Origin of the sequence: Sphingomonas sp. (assembly GCF_035490575.1) — a bacterium.
Taxonomy (GTDB): domain Bacteria; phylum Pseudomonadota; class Alphaproteobacteria; order Sphingomonadales; family Sphingomonadaceae; genus Sphingomonas.
Map to the genome: position 1 here is coordinate 13,071 of NZ_DATJLI010000009.1, position 15,074 is coordinate 28,144.

Below are 15,074 nucleotides of genomic sequence, written 5' to 3' on the forward strand. Positions count from 1 at the left end.
CCTCCTGTGATGTGTGGAGGCGCTAACGGACCAGCGCGGCTTCGCGTTCCCCTCAATGCGGGCGGAACATGCGGCCGCGCTCGGCGATGGCGACGATGATGAACGCGATGATCCCGCAAACGACGAACCCGCCATAAAGCGGCACGGTCGTCCCGTCATAGGCCTGGCCGATCGCCGCGCCCAGCAACGCCCCGCCCAGCGTCGAGACAAAGCCCTGGAAGCTGGAGGCAAGACCCGCGATGCGGCCCATATTCTCCATCGCCATCGCCGAAAAGTTGGACGCCGCCAGCCCGAAACAGCCCATCAGCAGCGCCTGGAGCAGAATGAACAGCGGCAGCGATTCGGCATCGGCCAGCGCGACGCCCAGATGGATCGCGGCAATCACGATCAGCCCGGTCAGCGCGCTGTGCGAGATCAGCCGCGTGCCGAACCGCATCACCGCGCGCGAGTTCATGAAATTGGCCACCGCCATCGTGCCCGCGACGCACGCAAACACAATGGTCAGCAGGTGCGGCACGCCAAAGATATCGGCCATGATCTGCTGGATGGAATTGATGAAGCCGAACAGCCCGCCCTGCAACAGGGTCGCGCCCAGCATATAACCCATCGCCATGCGGTCGCGCGTCACTTCGCGAAAGCCGCGCAGGATATGGAGGGGGTTCAGCGTGTTGCGCTTCTCCACCGCCAGCGTCTCGGGCATCCGCAGCCAGAACCAGGCCAGCACCATCCCCGCGACGGTCGCGATGCCGACGAAGATCCAGCGCCACGGCGCGAACATCAGCACGATCTGGCCGAATGCGGGCGCCAGCACGGGCGCGGCCATGAACACGACGAACACCAGGCTCATGACGCGCGCCATCGGTCGCCCGGCGAAACAGTCGCGCACCATCGCCACCGTCACCACGCGCGCACCGGCCACCGCCATGCCCGACATGAAGCGCGCGATCAGCAGCAGCTCGAAACTGCCCGCCACCGCCGCCAGCAAATTGGTGGCGACAGCGATCAGCAATGCGACGCCCAGTATCGGGCGACGGCCGAACCGATCCGATAACGGCCCGTGCGCCAGTTGCGCGACGGCGAAACCGATCAGGAAACTGGTGATGACGAACTGGCGATCATTCGGGCTGACAACGCCCAGGCTGTCGCCGATCGCGGGCAGCGCGGGCAGCATCGAATCGATGCCCAGCGCCGTCAGGGCCATCAACGCGGCGGCCAGCGCGACAAACTCGCCAAAGGGGATGGGTGCGCGGTCGATCGACGCGTCGGGCAGCGGTTGGTGCATGTGGGGGTCCTTAACGCCCGGAACGGGAACGTCACGTCGAATATAAGTGTTGCATACAAATGGCAGCGCGGCTTGCCGCCGCCCCGTGTGGCACCCTATCTTTGGCGGCAACGTTCCGAAATCAACCCGAAAGCGATTCAGGCGCCCGCCATGTCCAACGCCTCCCTTGCCGATATCCGTCCCGTTTCGCTGGCCGACCAAGCTGCCGATCCCGATGGCTTTGCCCGCGATTTCGGGGAGGCGTTCCAGCGTTACGGCTTCGCGATCGTGCGCGACCATGGCATCGACGATGCACTGATCGCGCGCGCATGGGACATGACGCAGGCGCTGTTCGCGCTGCCGGAAGCGCAGAAGCGCGAGGGGTTCGTCCCCGGCGGCGGCGGCGCGCGGGGCTATACCCCGTTCAAGACCGAGATCGCCAAGGGCGCGAGCCATGTCGACCTGAAGGAATTCTGGCATATCGGGCGTGAACTGCCCGCGGGGCATCGTTATGGCGACGTGATGGCCCCCAATATCTGGCCCGATGCGCCGGCGGGGTTTCGCGACACCTTCATCCAATTGTTCGCCGCGTTCGACCGGGCGGGCGAGCGGTTGCTGTCGGCGATCGCACGCTATCTGGACCTGTCGCCCGACTGGTTTGAACCGGCGGTCAAGGACGGCAATTCAGTGCTGCGCCTACTCCATTATCCGCCGGTGACGGAGGATGCGCCGAACGTCCGCGCCGGAGCGCATGAGGACATCAACCTCATCACCCTGCTGCTCGGCGCCGAGGAAGCGGGGCTTGAGCTGCTCGACCGCGACGGGCGCTGGCTGCCGGTCAAGCCGCCGGAGGGAGCGATGGTCGTCAATGTCGGCGACATGCTGCAACGCCTGACCAACCATGTCCTGCCGTCGACCACGCACCGTGTGGTCAACCCGCCGGTCGAACGGCGGGGCCATTCGCGTTATTCGATGCCCTTCTTCCTGCATCCCGCGCCCGATTTCGTCATCAAGACGCTGCCGGGCTGCATTACGGCGGATCGGCCCAATCACTATCCGGAACCCATCACCGCGCATGATTATCTGCACGAACGGCTGGTCGAGATCGGCTTGGTCAGGAAGTAGGCGGCGCGCCGGGGGTTCCATCGCGCGCAAGGATCGACTAGCCGCGCCGGCGTGGAGGGTAATTTCATGACCGAACCGTTGCGCGTTGCGATTGCTGGCCTGGGCACTGTGGGCGCAGGCGTGATTCGCCTGATCGATGCCAATGGCGCCCTGATCGCCCGGCGCGCGGGCCGCCCGATACAGGTCGTGGCAGTGTCCGCGCGCGACCGTGCCAAGGATCGCGGCGTCGATATCGGCCGCTTTGATTGGGTCGACGACCCCGTCGCGCTGGGGCGGCACGACGGCGCTGATGTGGTGATCGAACTGATCGGCGGGTCCGACGGCCCGGCGCTTGCGCTTGCGCGCAGCACCATGGAATCGGGCAAGAGCTTCGTCACCGCCAACAAGGCCATGATCGCGCATCACGGCCTGGAACTGGCCGAAGCGGCCGAGGCGGCGGACGTCGCGCTTAAGTTCGAGGCGGCGGTCGCGGGCGGCGTGCCGGTCATCAAGGGGTTGCGCGAAGGCACGGCGGCGAACGAGATCGCGCGGGTTTATGGCATCCTGAACGGCACCTGCAATTTCATCCTCAGCCGCATGGAGGCCGAGGGGCGCGATTTTGCCGAGGTGCTGGCGGAAGCACAGGCGAACGGCTTTGCCGAGGCCGATCCCAGCTTCGACATCGACGGCGTTGATGCCGCGCACAAGCTGTCGATCCTGTCGAGCATTTCCTTCGGCACCCGCCCCGCCTTTGCCGATGTGCAGGTGACGGGCATTCGCCACGTCATCGCCGCCGACATCGCGGAGGCTGCGGCACTGGGCTATCGCGTGCGCCTGCTGGGCGTGGGAGAGGCAGATGCGAACGGGCTGTTCCAGCGTGTCCACCCGCATCTGGTGCCCGTCGATCATCCGCTGGCGCATGTCACCGGCCCGACCAACGCCGTGGTGGCGGAGGGCAATTTCGTCGGCCGCCTGTTCTTCCAGGGCGCGGGCGCGGGCGACGGGCCGACCGCCAGCGCGGTCGTCGCCGACCTGATCGACATTGCGCGCGGGGAGTTCGGCCCGGCCTATGCCATGCCATCGGCCAGCCTGACGGCACAGGCGCCGGCGGAAACGGGCGAGCGGCGCGGGCGCGCCTATCTCCGCTTCACAGTGGTCGACAAGGTGGGCGTGCTGGCCGAAATCGCGGCGGCGATGCGCGATGCGGGCGTATCGATCGAAAGCCTGATGCAGCGCGGCGCGACGACAAGTGGCGGGGTTATCGTCACCATCGTCACGCATGAAGGCCCCGAACGGTGCGTCGCGCAGGCGCTGGAAAAGCTGCGCGGTTCGGCCAGCCTGGTCGGACAGCCGATGTGGATGCACATTCTAAGTTAACCATATCCGGGGCTTGGCACCGCTTTGCCCCCCGCCTAAGCCGTCCGTCCAATAACGGCGAGGGGCAATGGCCGGGATCGAAACACATCCGCAACGACAGATGATATTGGCCCGGCCAAGGTCGCTGCCTGACGCGATCGGCAAGAGCGCTTCGGCGCGCCTGTCAGACCTGATCGCCGGTCAGCCGCGCCGGACGGAGGCATGAGCCACCTGGCCACCATTGCGGAGGCGGCATTCAATCCTGTGGCGCGGGCCATCGCCGCGCATTGCATTCCCGGCGCGACGCTGGGCGTAATCACGGCCGACGGTGAACGCGCGCTGGTGTCCACCGGATCGGCGCAGCTTGAGCCGCGGCGCGAGGCGCTGACGCTGGGCCACTGGTTCGACCTGGCGTCGCTGACCAAGGTCATTGCAACCACACCCACCATCCTGCGACTGGTCGATGACGGGCGCATCGCCCTTGACCAGCCGCTGGCGGACGTAATCCCCGATCTTCGCCAATATGATGTCGCCGGGGCGATCGAGCGGCGCGTGACCTTTCGCCAGTGCCTGTCGCACCAGACCCACTTTCCGGCGGTCGAGCCGATCTATACCTATGGCGACGATCCGCGCCGGTTGCGCGCGTTCATCCTGCAACGCGAATGGCGGGCGGGGCCGCCGGTCTATTCGGACATCAACTTCATCCTGCTGGGCATCGCCATCGAACGGCTGACCCGGCGACCGCTGGACAAAATCTGCTTTCCACCGGGTCTTGCATGGCGGCCCGATGCGGCGCTGAGCGTCGCGACCGAACGATGCATGTGGCGCGAACGCGTGCTGAAGGGCGAGGTCCATGACGAAAACGCCTCCGCGCTGGGGGGCGCGGCGGGCCATGCCGGACTGTTTGGAACGATCGACGGCGTGCTCGACTTCGCGCTTGGCCTGCTCGACGGCAGCGGCGCGTCGGAGGCGGCGCTGATGGCAATGCGCGAACGGGCGTCGCCCACGCGAACCTGCGGATGGGAGCGCCATTTCCCCGGCTGGCCCGGCGGCGATGCATGTTCGGACATGACGATCGGTCATACGGGCTTTACCGGCACGGGGCTGTGGCTGGATTTCCAGCGCGGGCTGGGCTGGGCGCTGCTGACCAACCGGGTGCATCCCACGCGCCATGCCGATAGCGGTATCGCCGCACTCCGCCGCGCGACCGGCAATGCCGTTGTCCGCGCGTTCGACGCCCGCTGATCCGACGCACAATGCGGTAAAGCGCTGCACGACCGCTTGTCGGCAGGCAGCCGGTCCCGCTAGAAGCCGCCGGATGCAGGGGTCGGGGGCAGCGCCGCTTCGGTGGTGGCAGACAAGGTTGTTCGTCGTGGCGATGGCATTCGTGGCCGCGATCCCGCTGCTGTGGCCGGATATTCCGCCGCTGGTCGACCTGCCCGGCCATATGGGGCGTTACCGCGTGCAATTGTCGCACGACCGGGTGCCATGGCTGAACGACTGGTATAATTTCGACTGGCAGTTGATCGGCAATCTGGGCATCGACCTGCTGATCGAACCGCTGGAGCCACTGTTCGGGCTGGAAGCGGCGGTGAAGCTGATCGTCATCGCCATCCCGGTGCTGATCGCCACGGGCCTGTTGTGGATCGCGCGCGAAGTGCATGGGCGTATTCCCGCGACCGCATTGTTCGCGCTGCCGATCGTCTACAGCTTTCCGCTGCATTTCGGCTTCATCAATTTCGCGCTGTCGATGGCGCTGGCGCTCAATGCGTTCGGGTTCTGGCTGCGCCTTGCCCGGACGGGACGGCTGAAACTGCGCGCAGTGCTGTTCGTGCCGATCGGGCTGATTATCTGGATCTGTCATACCTATGGCTGGGGCCTGCTGGGGGTGCTGGCCTTTTCGGGGGAATTGATCCGGCAATGGGATCGGCATCCCGATTGGCGTGACCGCTGGTGGAAAGCGCCGTTCTGGGCCGGCATTCATTGCCTGTCGCTGTGTCCGCCGGTGCTGTTGATGCTGGCGTGGCGGTCAGGCGGGCATGTCGGCGGCACGACGGGCGACTGGTTCAACTGGCGCGCCAAGATGCAGTGGTTCACAATGGCCTTTCGCGACCGCTGGGAATTGCTCGACATGGCGACGCTGGCGGCGTCGCTGCTCGTCATGGTCTATGCCATGCGTCACCCGCGCCTCGAATATTCGCGGCACCTGGCGATTTCGGCGCTGTTCCTGCTGGCGGTATATCTGTTGCTGCCGCGCATCGTGTTCGGATCGGCCTATGCCGACATGCGCCTGGCGCCATTCGTGCTGGGCATCGCGCTGCTGGCGATCCGGCCCAAGGCGGGTGCGCCGATGCGCCACGCGGCGCTGCTGGCGGCGGCGGGGCTGGCGTTCTTTGGCGGGCGGATGGCGGCGACGACCTACAGCTTCTGGCTCTATGACCGCACCTATGACCGTGAACTGGCCGCGCTGAAGCGCCTGCCGCAGGGCGCGCGGCTGATTACCTTTGTTGGTGAGACGTGCCGCTATGAGTGGATGATGTCGCGGCTGGAACATCTCCCCGGCCTGGCTTTGTCGCGAAAGCTGGCTTATTCGAACGACCAGTGGTCGATGGCGGGCGCGCAGTTGCTGACGGTGCGCTATCCGGGTGCGCGCGGTTTCGACCATGATCCGTCGCAGATCGTCACCGACGTCAAATGCGCCCGCGAATGGTGGCGGCCGATCGCGGTCGCGCTGGTGCGGTTTCCGCGCGATGCGTTCGATTATGTCTGGGTGATCCAGCCGCCCGCCTATGACCGCAGGCTGGAGGCCGGGCTGGTCCCCGTGTGGCGCAGCGGCACCAGCGCGCTGTTCCGCGTCGACGACCGGGCACGACCGCCGCAATTGATGATGCAGGATCTGGGGCCTTACGGTCCCGAAATGCGCCAGCGGATGCACGCGATCAACGCGCTCAACCGGGCTTCCTGAACGGCGTCATCTCGCCCAGAAACTCGGCCTCCTGCGCGATGGCCTGGCGTTCGCGCATGACGAAATCGGCCACGGCGCGGTGAAAGGACGGGTCGGGGATGTAATGCGCCGACCATGTGGCGACCGGCGCATAACCGCGCGCCAGCTTGTGTTCGCCCTGCGCGCCCGCCTCCACCCGCGCCAGCCCGCGCGCGATGGCGGCGTCGATCGCCTGATAATAGCACAGTTCGAAATGCAGGAAGGGCACGTCCTCGATACAGCCCCAATAGCGGCCATAGAGCGCATCGTCGCCGATCAGGTTCAGCGCCCCCGCGATCGGCTGGCCATCGCGCTCCGCGAGGATCAGCAGCACGCGGTCGCTCATTTCCTGCCCCAGCAGCGAAAAAAAGGCGCGCGTCAGATAGGGCTGCCCCCATTTGCGCGCGCCCGTGTCCTGGTAAAAGGTCCAGAAAGCGTCCCAATGCGCCTCCGTCAGCTCCCCGCCGCTCAGGTGCCGGATCGTCAGCCCATCGACCGCCGCCGCGCGTTCCTTGCGAAGCGTCTTGCGCTTGCGGCTGGCCAGCGCGCCAAGGAAATCGTCAAAGCTGGTGTAACCGTCATTGGCCCAGTGGAACTGGACCCCCTGCCGCACCAGCCACCCCGCCGCGTCGAACGCGGGCAATTGTGCTTCGTCGAGGAACGTCGCATGGGCCGATGACAGGCCGTTCTGGTCGACCACCGCTTCGACCGCGGCGATCAGCGGCGCGGCCTTCGCACCCTCGCGCAACAACAGGCGCGGGCCGGGCACGGGGGTGAACGGCACGGCGAGTTGCAGCTTGGGGTAATAGCTGCCGCCTGCCCGTTCCCACGCATCGGCCCAGCCATGATCGAACACATATTCGCCCTGGCTGTGCGTCTTGGCATAAGCGGGCGCGATCGCCGCCGGACGGCCATCGCCATCGTCGACGATGATCGGCAGCGGGGTCCACCCGCTGCGCCCGCCAACCGAACCCGACCGTTCGAGGATCGACAGGAACGCGTGCGACAGGAACGGATTGCCCGCCCCCGCACATGCGTCCCAGTCGGCAGCGGCAACCGCCGACACGCCGCGCGCGATGCGGGCCAACACTTCGCCCTCGCCTACAGCCATTTCAGCGCCTTGAACCGGGTATAGAGCACGCCGCACAGCACCGCGATGATGCCCAGCGCGACGAAATAGGCGCCCCTGACCCGCAGTTCGGGCATATAGTCGAAGTTCATGCCGTAGATGCCCGCAATCGCCGTGGGCACCGCCAGGATCGCGGCCCATGCCGCCAGCTGGCGCGTGATCGTGCCCTGTCGCTGCTGTTCCAGCAGGTTCGACACCTCGAACACCTGACCCAGCACTTCACGCAGCGTCGCGGTCATCGATTCGACGCGGCGCACATGGTCGAGCACGTCCCGGAAATAGGGGCGCATGTCGCGGTCGATGCACGGCAGGTCGAGGTTGACGAGCTTGCCCACCACTTCGCCCATCGCGGCGATGCTGCGCTGAAAACGGATCAGTTGCCGGCGAAAGGTGAACAGCCGACCCACCTGTTCGCGATCCAGAAAGCTGTCGAGCGTCGATTTTTCAATATCCAGCACGCATTCCTCGATCTGGTCGACCATCGGCAGATAACCGTCGACGATGAAGTCCAGGATCGCATGCAGCACATAATCGGTGCCACGACGAAGCAAAGCGGGCGCCGCCTCAAGATCACGGCGCAGCGCCGTATGCGCGCGCGCCGATCCGTGGCGCACGCTGATGACGTGATGCTTGCCGACGAAAATCGCGGTTTCGCCATAACGAATATGATCGCCGTCGAGATGCGCGGTGCGGGTGACGACGAACAACTGATCGCCGTAAATGTCGACCTTAGGCAACTGGTTGGCCTTGACCGCGTCCTCCACCGCCAGCGGGTGAAGGCCATAACGCGCCGCCAGCGTTTGCAGTTCGGCCTCATCCGGTTCGTAAAGGCCGATCCAGACGAACTCGTCATCGCCATGGCATTCGGGCATGTCGTCCAGCGCGACTGGCCCGACCACCTTTCCCGCGCGATAAAGGGTTGCCGCTACGACCGTCATGCCGCGCCTATCTGGGCATCGCCCGGCCCGCGCGCAATCGCGATTTTAGCCGCATGGCTTTGCAGGCGAAGCTGTATTGATTATCTAATACAGTTGAAGCCCGGCGCGAACGCGGCCATCGTCGCAACCGTGCCGCTCTGGAGGGATTGAATGGCGACCGACACGACGACTGCCGAACCCGCGCTCAAGCTGACGCCGCCCGATCCGGTGCCGGCGGTCGCGCCGACGCAGGCCGCCGGGCTGGTGCCGGTGGATGAGGGCAAGAAGTCCGAACTCGACGCCCGCGTCGATGCGTTTATCGACGACCTGGTGGCGCAGGACGTGAACTCGCCCGAATTCGGCAAGCGCGTCGACGCGATCGCGGCGATGGGCAACAAGGAAATCCGCGACGCGGCGGGCCAGTCCAACCGTTTCCTCGACCGGCCGGTGCGGGCGATGGATCAGGAATCGGGCGTCGGCGCCGACCTGCTGGCACTGCGCCGCACGGTCGAGGATCTCGACCCCGGTGCGCGCGGCGACCTGATGACGCGCAAGAAGCTGTTCGGCATCCTGCCGTTCGGCAACAAGATGCGCGATTATTTCGAGGGGTATCAGTCGGCGCAAAGCCACATCGCCGCGATCCTGAAACGCCTGCAATCGGGCAAGGACGAATTGTTGATGGACAATGCCGCCATCGACACCGAACGCGCCAACCTGTGGACCGCGATGGGGCGGCTGGAGCAGATGATCCATCTGTCCAAGGCCATGGACCAGCGGCTTGAGGACAAGGCGAACGAACTGGATCACACCGATCCCGCCAAGGCCAGGGCGATTCGCGAGACCGCTTTGTTCTATACCCGCCAGCGCACGCAGGACCTGCTGACGCAGATGGCAGTGACGGTGCAGGGCTATCTGGCGCTTGATCTGGTCAAGAAGAACAATGTCGAGCTGGTGAAGGGCGTCGACCGCGCATCGACCACCACCGTCTCCGCGCTCCGCACGGCGGTGACGGTGGCGCAGGCGCTGACCAATCAGAAGCTGGTGCTGGAACAGATCACCGCGCTGAACACCACGACGGCGGGGCTGATCGATTCGACGGGCAAGCTGCTGAAATCGCAGACGGCGCAGATCCACGAGCAATCGGCCAGCTCGACCATCCCGCTGGAAACGCTGCAACGCGCGTTTCAGAACATCTATGACACGATGGACGCGATCGACAGCTTCAAGCTGAAGGCGCTGGACAGCATGAAGACGACCGTGACCACGCTGGGTCAGGAAGTCGAGCGGTCCAAGGGCTATATCGCCCGTGCCGAGGGTGCCGCGCAGAATGCGGGCGGCGGCGGTCAGGCGTTCCGGCTGGAGGCGCTGTGAGCCAGGTCGACGAACAGATTGCCCGCGCCAGCGAGGCGCTGGAACGCGCCCGGACGCGCCGCACGAGCGTGTCGCAGCGCAGTCGCCGGCGGCGCGAAGGGACGATCGTGCGGCGCGTCGGCGCGATCGCGCTGGCCGACGGTGTCATCATCGCGCTGGCGCTGGTCATCGGATCGTTCGTGCCGCTGGGCATGGTGGGCGCGCTGATCGTCATGGCGCTGCTGGTCGCGACCACCCTGGCCATCGCCTTTGCCCGCACCGACACCGCGCCGACGCCCGAAAAACTGGCAGAGGCGCCGATCAAGGCACTGCCGCTGCAAACCGAGCAATGGCTGGAGGGGCAGCGCCTTGCCCTGCCCGCCCCAGCGCGCACCTTGGTCGATTCGATCGGCGTCAAGCTGGAAACGCTGGCGCCGCAGCTTGAACGCATCGACGACCAGGAACCGGCGGCGGCGGAGGTTCGCAAGCTGGTCGCCGAACAATTGCCCGAACTGGTCAACAGCTATCGCCGGGTGCCCGAACCCTTGCGCGGCACCGAACGCAACGGCCAGACGCCCGACGCGCAGCTGGTGGAAGGGCTGCGCGTCATCGATCAGGAAATCGCAACGATGACCGCGCAACTGGCGCAGGGCGATCTCGACCTGCTGGCCACGCGCGGGCGCTACCTGCAAATCCGCTATCAGGGCGACGAGGGGGTCTGAGGCCCTCCGCGTTCGGCGGCGGGGACGATGCCGTCGGCGACCAGCGCGTGCAGCGCGTCGATATGCCCGCCCTCCCGCGCTGCCGTCGCGTCCGACGTCATCACCACCGTCAGTTTCAGATCGGGCAGGATGTAGATCATCTGCCCGCCATAGCCCCATGCGAAGCGCACCGGATGGCCGCGCATATCGCCGATGAACCAGCCATAGCCGTAACGCTGCCCGCTCCACGGCGACACGGTGCGCGGGGTCCAGCTCTGTTCGATCCATTCAGCAGGCACGATCCGCTTGCCGTCGATCGTGCCGCCCAGCCGGTATAGTTCGCCAAAGCGCGCCATGCCACGCGGGCTGACGCGCATTTCGTTGCCGCCGAAATAAATGCCCTGCGGATCGCGCGACCATGCCGGGATGGTGATGCCCAGCGGCCCCGCCAGCCAGTCGCGCGCCAGGTCCAGCGTCGTGCGCCCCGACGCCTTTGTCAGCATCGCCGACAGCAAGTGCGTGCTGCCCGTCGAATACAGCATCCGCCCGCCGGGTTCGTCGACGAACGGCCGCGACAACGCGTATCGCACCCAATTGGGACTGGTCACCCAGCGCCCGTAATTCGGCCCCGATGTGCGATCCAGCCCCGCCTGCATCGACAACAGATTACCGACGGTCACGCGCGCCAGCCGGGGATCGGGATCGGCGGGCGCGTCCGCGCTCAGGACCGACAGCACCGGCTGATCGGTGCCGTCCAGCACCCCGCGCGCAATGGCGATGCCGACCATTGCCGACATCACCGATTTCGATGCCGACTTGATGTTGACCGCCCGGTCGAGCGGCGGCCCGCCGTTGAAACGATGTTCGGCCAGCGCCCGCCCGTCCCGCATCACGATCATCGACCGGATCCTCGACAGCCGCGACGCTGCCTGCACCGTCCGCTCCAGCATCGCACGGTCGAGGCCGCTGGTTGTCGCCGTCCGCTCGGCCTGAGCGGGTGCGGGCGGCTGTGGCTGGGGCGCAGCGTTGCAGGCGGCGGGCAGTGTCAGCGACAGGACGGCGAACAGGCGAAGCGGAGTCATGCCCCCTCAATGCGCCGCCAGCCGCTTTTCTCCGGTCCTGTCCTAAAGCCCGCCCTGTCCCAGGCCGCAGGCTCATTAATGCGACGTTTCGGCTTTCACTCCAAAAGGTCGCCGTTCCGTTGGAAGCGCCGTTCATCCGTTAGCGGACGGTTGCCTCGGCGATCTACACCAATGCGCCCATTCTGGCGTACTGCCGCGGCGCGCAACCCATCACACGCTTGAAGGCGGTGCTGAACGCCTGCTCACTCCCATAGCCCACTGCGACCGCGACCTGCTCGACCGTCTCATGCCCGTCCGTCAGTCGGCGCGCAGCCAACATCATGCGCCAACGTGTCAGGTAGGCGATCGGCGCCTCACCGACGCGCGAGGCGAAGTGCTGGGCCAGGCCCGAGCGCGACATGCCGGCCACCCTTGCGAGGCCTGTAAGCGTCCAGTTCCGAGATGGAGCACCGTGAATTGCCGCCATGACGCGGCCGAGGCGCGGATCGGCCAGTGCCGCGAACCAGCCGGCATCGCCCATCGGCACGTTGGCCAGATAAAGACGCAGCGCCTGCGCCAGGATCATGTGGGACAGGTTCTGCGACACCGAAACCGATCCCGCTCTCGCCTCGCGCAGTTCCTCCATCATGAGATCGATGTAGAGCCGCAGCCGCGCCTGTTCCTCCGACGCCTGGATGCGGATCAAGGGCGGCATGGAGCGTAAGAGTATGCCGCTGGTCAAGCCTTCGACCTCGAAGCGGCTGCCGACCAGAAAGACGTCCCCACCGCCCTTGTAGGTCACGACCTCGCCACTTCGGTCGGGATCCAGAACCTCGCTTGCCCGATGCGGTTCGGCATCAAGGGCGCTGCCGATCCGCGCTTCACGTCCGCTGGGCAGGACGAAGCAGTCCCCCGCCGCCAGACGAACCGGCGCAACGCCGTCCACCTGAAGCCAGCAGCCGCCTCGAACAACGGCGTAGCATTTGATGCGCCCCGCCAGATCGTCGAGCGTCAGCGCCCAGGTTCCGCCGGCGTCGAAGCCGGCAGTGATGTAGCTGCGCGGCTTCAGAAGGGCGAGGACCTCGGATAAGGGGTCGGGTGTCATGTCTGGACGATCGCGAACAACTCCTGGTCGGGCGAACATGGTTCGGTTCGTCCGCCCTGTCTAGGAAAGAGGCTCACCTGACATCGGAGACGAAGACCATGAAGGCAGCGGTCGTGAACACGTTCGGCAAGGCGCCGACCTACGCAGACTTCGCCGAACCCGAAGCGGGCGCCGAGGAGACCGTCGTAACGGTTGAGGCTGCCGCGCTTAGTCCCATCGTCAAGTTGCTCGCCTCCGGCCGCCACTACACGAGCGGGACGCAGGCCGGTTTTGCGCCGGGCGTCGATGGTGTCGGACGAGATAGTGAAGGGCGACGGGTCTATTTCCTGTTTCCCAAGGCACCCTTCGGCGCAATGGCGGAGCGGTCGGTGGCGCAGCGCGCCATGACGGTTCCCGTTCCCGATGCGCTCGCCAGTGACGAAGCGGCAGCCATTGTCACAGCGGCGCTCGCCTCATGGGTGGCGTTGTCGCGGCGGGCTCGGATCCAGCCGGGCGAAAGTGTCCTGGTTCTCGGCGCCACGGGGGCCTCGGGCGGCATGGCACTTCAGACCGCCCGGCATCTGGGCGCGAGCCGGGTGGTGGCCGTCGGGCGCAACCGCGCCAAGCTCGACCGGCTCGATGCCGACGCGAAAATCGCGCTGGATGACGATGCGGATGCACAGCTTCGAACCGAGTTCGATCGCGGTATCGACATCGTTCTCGATTTCGTTTGGGGCAACCCGGCGGGACGCGTTCTGCGCGCTGCCACCAGGGAGCGAGGCTCCCGCTCGGGCGAGCCGCGTCTGCGCTACATACAGATCGGCACGATCGCTGGCGACGAGATCGCGTTGCGCGGTGATATGTTCAGAAGCACCGGACTGGAGTTGCTGGGCAGCGGCATCGGCAGCGTCGCGGTCGCGGAACTCGTGGCCGGAGCGGCGGAATTGTTGGCGGCGGCGCCGGGAGCAGGCTTCACGACCCCCTTCCAGAGCGTGCCGCTGCACGACATTGGTGCGGCATGGAGCGGCGATCCGGATACACGCTACGTCGTGATGCCCGAGCGCCGGTAAATCGGATTGCAACAGCGGTCAGTCCACGCCCGCTTCCGGGTATCGATTACCCAGAAGCGGGCGATCATGAAGGAACCACCTAAAGCCCTTCTCGAACCTCAAGCGCACGGGCAAACACCGCTTCGAACATCTCCGCCGTCAGCCGGCCGGTATTCTGGTTGTAGCGCGAACAGTGATAGCTATCGATCAGCACTTGTCCGCCGGGCATCCGGTGTTCGGCCAGATGCCCGAACTTGGCCTTGGGCAGCTTGCCGCCCAGCACCTTGACCGCCGACTGGTGCGCGATCTGGCCCAGCGCCACGAAGATGCGCGGGGCGGGCAAGGCCGCAATCTGGCCTTCGAGAAAAGGGCGGCAGGTGCGGATTTCCTCCGGTGTCGGCTTGTTTTCGGGCGGCAGGCATTTGACGGCGTTGATGATGATCGCGCCCTTCAGGGCCAGTGTATCGTCGGGCCGCGCCAGATATTCTCCGGTCGCCAGACCGAACTTTCTGAGCGTGTCGAACAGCAGCACTCCGGCATGGTCGCCGGTAAAGGGGCGACCAGTGCGGTTGGCGCCGTGCTTGCCCGGCGCCAGCCCGACAATGGCCAGCCATGCCTGCGGATCGCCGAATGCGTTGACCGGCGCATTCCACCAGTCGGGATATTCGACGCGCAACGCGTCGCGAAAGGCGACCAGGCGGGGACAGCGCGGGCAATCGCGCGGGGGTTCGGTATCGGGGATGGGGCTTGGCGCGAACATCAGGCGGCGATAGGCGCGGGGGCGTGGGGCACGCAACCTATCTGATCGCGCTTGGCTCGAACCGACCCAGCCGCCATGGGTCGCCCGTTGCGACGGTGCGCGCGGCGGCGGGCCTGCTGCCGGGGCGCGTGACCGCCATGTCGCCAGTGATCGACAGCGCGCCCATCGGCCCATCAATCCGCCGCTATGCCAATGCCACGCTGCTGCTGGAAAGCGAGCTGTCGCCCCCCGCCCTGCTCGCCGCCCTGAAAGCGATCGAGCGCGATTTCGGGCGGCGGCGGGGGCGGCGATGGGGGCGGCGGGTGCTCGACCTGGATAT

General features: G+C 66.2%; 14 protein-coding genes. 8 read left to right on the top strand and 6 right to left on the bottom strand.

Features of this window, described 5'->3' with window-relative positions:
- Positions 1–52: 52 nt before the first annotated feature.
- Positions 53–1,282 (bottom strand): multidrug effflux MFS transporter, encoded by a 1,230-nt coding sequence (locus VL973_RS00480; protein ID WP_325282072.1) that lies wholly within the window; start codon positions 1,280–1,282, stop codon positions 53–55.
- Positions 1,283–1,432: 150 nt separating this feature from the next.
- On the opposite strand from VL973_RS00480, the gene VL973_RS00485 reads away from it, so the two are divergent.
- The 4 genes from VL973_RS00485 (at position 1,433) to VL973_RS00500 (ending at position 6,686) form a co-directional block, all read left to right on the top strand.
- A complete protein-coding gene (locus VL973_RS00485) occupies positions 1,433–2,386 on the top strand; it encodes an isopenicillin N synthase family dioxygenase (RefSeq protein WP_325282073.1) in 954 nt (317 codons plus the stop codon).
- Between the two features lie 66 nt (positions 2,387–2,452).
- Positions 2,453–3,742: a homoserine dehydrogenase gene (locus tag VL973_RS00490; protein WP_325282074.1), complete on the top strand. Its 1,290-nt coding sequence runs from the start codon at positions 2,453–2,455 to the stop codon at positions 3,740–3,742.
- 201 nt (positions 3,743–3,943) lie between these two features.
- Entirely contained in the window at positions 3,944–4,966 is a 1,023-nt protein-coding gene (locus VL973_RS00495) for a serine hydrolase domain-containing protein (protein WP_325282075.1), read from the top strand.
- Between the two features lie 133 nt (positions 4,967–5,099).
- Complete coding sequence (locus tag VL973_RS00500) at positions 5,100–6,686, top strand: hypothetical protein (protein ID WP_325282086.1); 1,587 nt, start codon at positions 5,100–5,102, stop codon at positions 6,684–6,686.
- On the opposite strand, the gene VL973_RS00505 is transcribed toward VL973_RS00500, so the two are convergent.
- Positions 6,670–7,815, bottom strand: coding sequence for a GNAT family N-acetyltransferase (locus VL973_RS00505; RefSeq protein ID WP_325282076.1), 1,146 nt, complete (start codon positions 7,813–7,815; stop codon positions 6,670–6,672). The genes VL973_RS00500 and VL973_RS00505 overlap by 17 nt on opposite strands.
- On the bottom strand, positions 7,806–8,771 hold the full coding sequence (locus VL973_RS00510; protein ID WP_325282077.1) for a magnesium and cobalt transport protein CorA: 966 nt from the start codon (positions 8,769–8,771) through the stop codon (positions 7,806–7,808). The genes VL973_RS00505 and VL973_RS00510 overlap by 10 nt, the downstream gene beginning before the upstream one ends.
- Before the next feature lie 150 nt (positions 8,772–8,921).
- Between VL973_RS00510 and VL973_RS00515 the strand changes: the two genes are divergently transcribed.
- Positions 8,922–10,121: a toxic anion resistance protein gene (locus VL973_RS00515; protein ID WP_325282078.1), complete on the top strand. Its 1,200-nt coding sequence runs from the start codon at positions 8,922–8,924 to the stop codon at positions 10,119–10,121.
- Positions 10,118–10,822 carry a hypothetical protein gene (locus tag VL973_RS00520; protein WP_325282079.1) on the top strand — a complete coding sequence of 235 codons (705 nt, stop codon included), beginning with the start codon at positions 10,118–10,120 and terminating at the stop codon, positions 10,820–10,822. Before VL973_RS00515 ends, VL973_RS00520 begins: the two co-directional genes overlap by 4 nt.
- On the opposite strand, the gene VL973_RS00525 is transcribed toward VL973_RS00520, so the two are convergent.
- Both VL973_RS00525 and VL973_RS00530 read right to left on the bottom strand, forming a co-directional pair.
- Positions 10,801–11,883: a serine hydrolase domain-containing protein gene (locus tag VL973_RS00525; protein ID WP_325282080.1), complete on the bottom strand. Its 1,083-nt coding sequence runs from the start codon at positions 11,881–11,883 to the stop codon at positions 10,801–10,803. The two genes, VL973_RS00520 and VL973_RS00525, sit on opposite strands and share 22 nt — an antisense overlap.
- Before the next feature lie 163 nt (positions 11,884–12,046).
- Positions 12,047–12,967: an AraC family transcriptional regulator gene (locus tag VL973_RS00530; protein ID WP_325282081.1), complete on the bottom strand. Its 921-nt coding sequence runs from the start codon at positions 12,965–12,967 to the stop codon at positions 12,047–12,049.
- Positions 12,968–13,065: 98 nt separating this feature from the next.
- Between VL973_RS00530 and VL973_RS00535 the strand changes: the two genes are divergently transcribed.
- Complete coding sequence (locus VL973_RS00535) at positions 13,066–14,016, top strand: zinc-binding alcohol dehydrogenase family protein (RefSeq protein WP_325282082.1); 951 nt, start codon at positions 13,066–13,068, stop codon at positions 14,014–14,016.
- A gap of 79 nt (positions 14,017–14,095) precedes the next feature.
- Here the strand turns inward: VL973_RS00535 and VL973_RS00540 are convergent, their stop codons facing one another.
- On the bottom strand, positions 14,096–14,755 hold the full coding sequence (locus VL973_RS00540) for a uracil-DNA glycosylase (protein ID WP_325282083.1): 660 nt from the start codon (positions 14,753–14,755) through the stop codon (positions 14,096–14,098).
- Between the two features lie 23 nt (positions 14,756–14,778).
- Here VL973_RS00540 and VL973_RS00545 point away from each other — a divergent pair.
- A partial coding sequence (locus tag VL973_RS00545; RefSeq protein ID WP_325282084.1) for a 2-amino-4-hydroxy-6-hydroxymethyldihydropteridine diphosphokinase occupies positions 14,779–15,074 on the top strand: 296 nt, incomplete at its 3' end.

Excerpts from the sequence above, each read along its gene's own strand:
- VL973_RS00480 (WP_325282072.1), bottom strand. The coding sequence starts at position 1,282 with ATGCACCAACCGCTGCCCGACGCGTCGATCGACCGCGCACCCATCCCC.
- VL973_RS00485 (WP_325282073.1), top strand. The coding sequence starts at position 1,433 with ATGTCCAACGCCTCCCTTGCCGATATCCGTCCCGTTTCGCTGGCCGAC.
- VL973_RS00490 (WP_325282074.1), top strand. The coding sequence starts at position 2,453 with ATGACCGAACCGTTGCGCGTTGCGATTGCTGGCCTGGGCACTGTGGGC.
- VL973_RS00495 (WP_325282075.1), top strand. The coding sequence starts at position 3,944 with ATGAGCCACCTGGCCACCATTGCGGAGGCGGCATTCAATCCTGTGGCG.
- VL973_RS00500 (WP_325282086.1), top strand. The coding sequence starts at position 5,100 with ATGGCATTCGTGGCCGCGATCCCGCTGCTGTGGCCGGATATTCCGCCG.
- VL973_RS00505 (WP_325282076.1), bottom strand. The coding sequence starts at position 7,815 with ATGGCTGTAGGCGAGGGCGAAGTGTTGGCCCGCATCGCGCGCGGCGTG.
- VL973_RS00510 (WP_325282077.1), bottom strand. The coding sequence starts at position 8,771 with ATGACGGTCGTAGCGGCAACCCTTTATCGCGCGGGAAAGGTGGTCGGG.
- VL973_RS00515 (WP_325282078.1), top strand. The coding sequence starts at position 8,922 with ATGGCGACCGACACGACGACTGCCGAACCCGCGCTCAAGCTGACGCCG.
- VL973_RS00525 (WP_325282080.1), bottom strand. The coding sequence starts at position 11,883 with ATGACTCCGCTTCGCCTGTTCGCCGTCCTGTCGCTGACACTGCCCGCC.
- VL973_RS00530 (WP_325282081.1), bottom strand. The coding sequence starts at position 12,967 with ATGACACCCGACCCCTTATCCGAGGTCCTCGCCCTTCTGAAGCCGCGC.
- VL973_RS00535 (WP_325282082.1), top strand. The coding sequence starts at position 13,066 with ATGAAGGCAGCGGTCGTGAACACGTTCGGCAAGGCGCCGACCTACGCA.
- VL973_RS00540 (WP_325282083.1), bottom strand. The coding sequence starts at position 14,755 with ATGTTCGCGCCAAGCCCCATCCCCGATACCGAACCCCCGCGCGATTGC.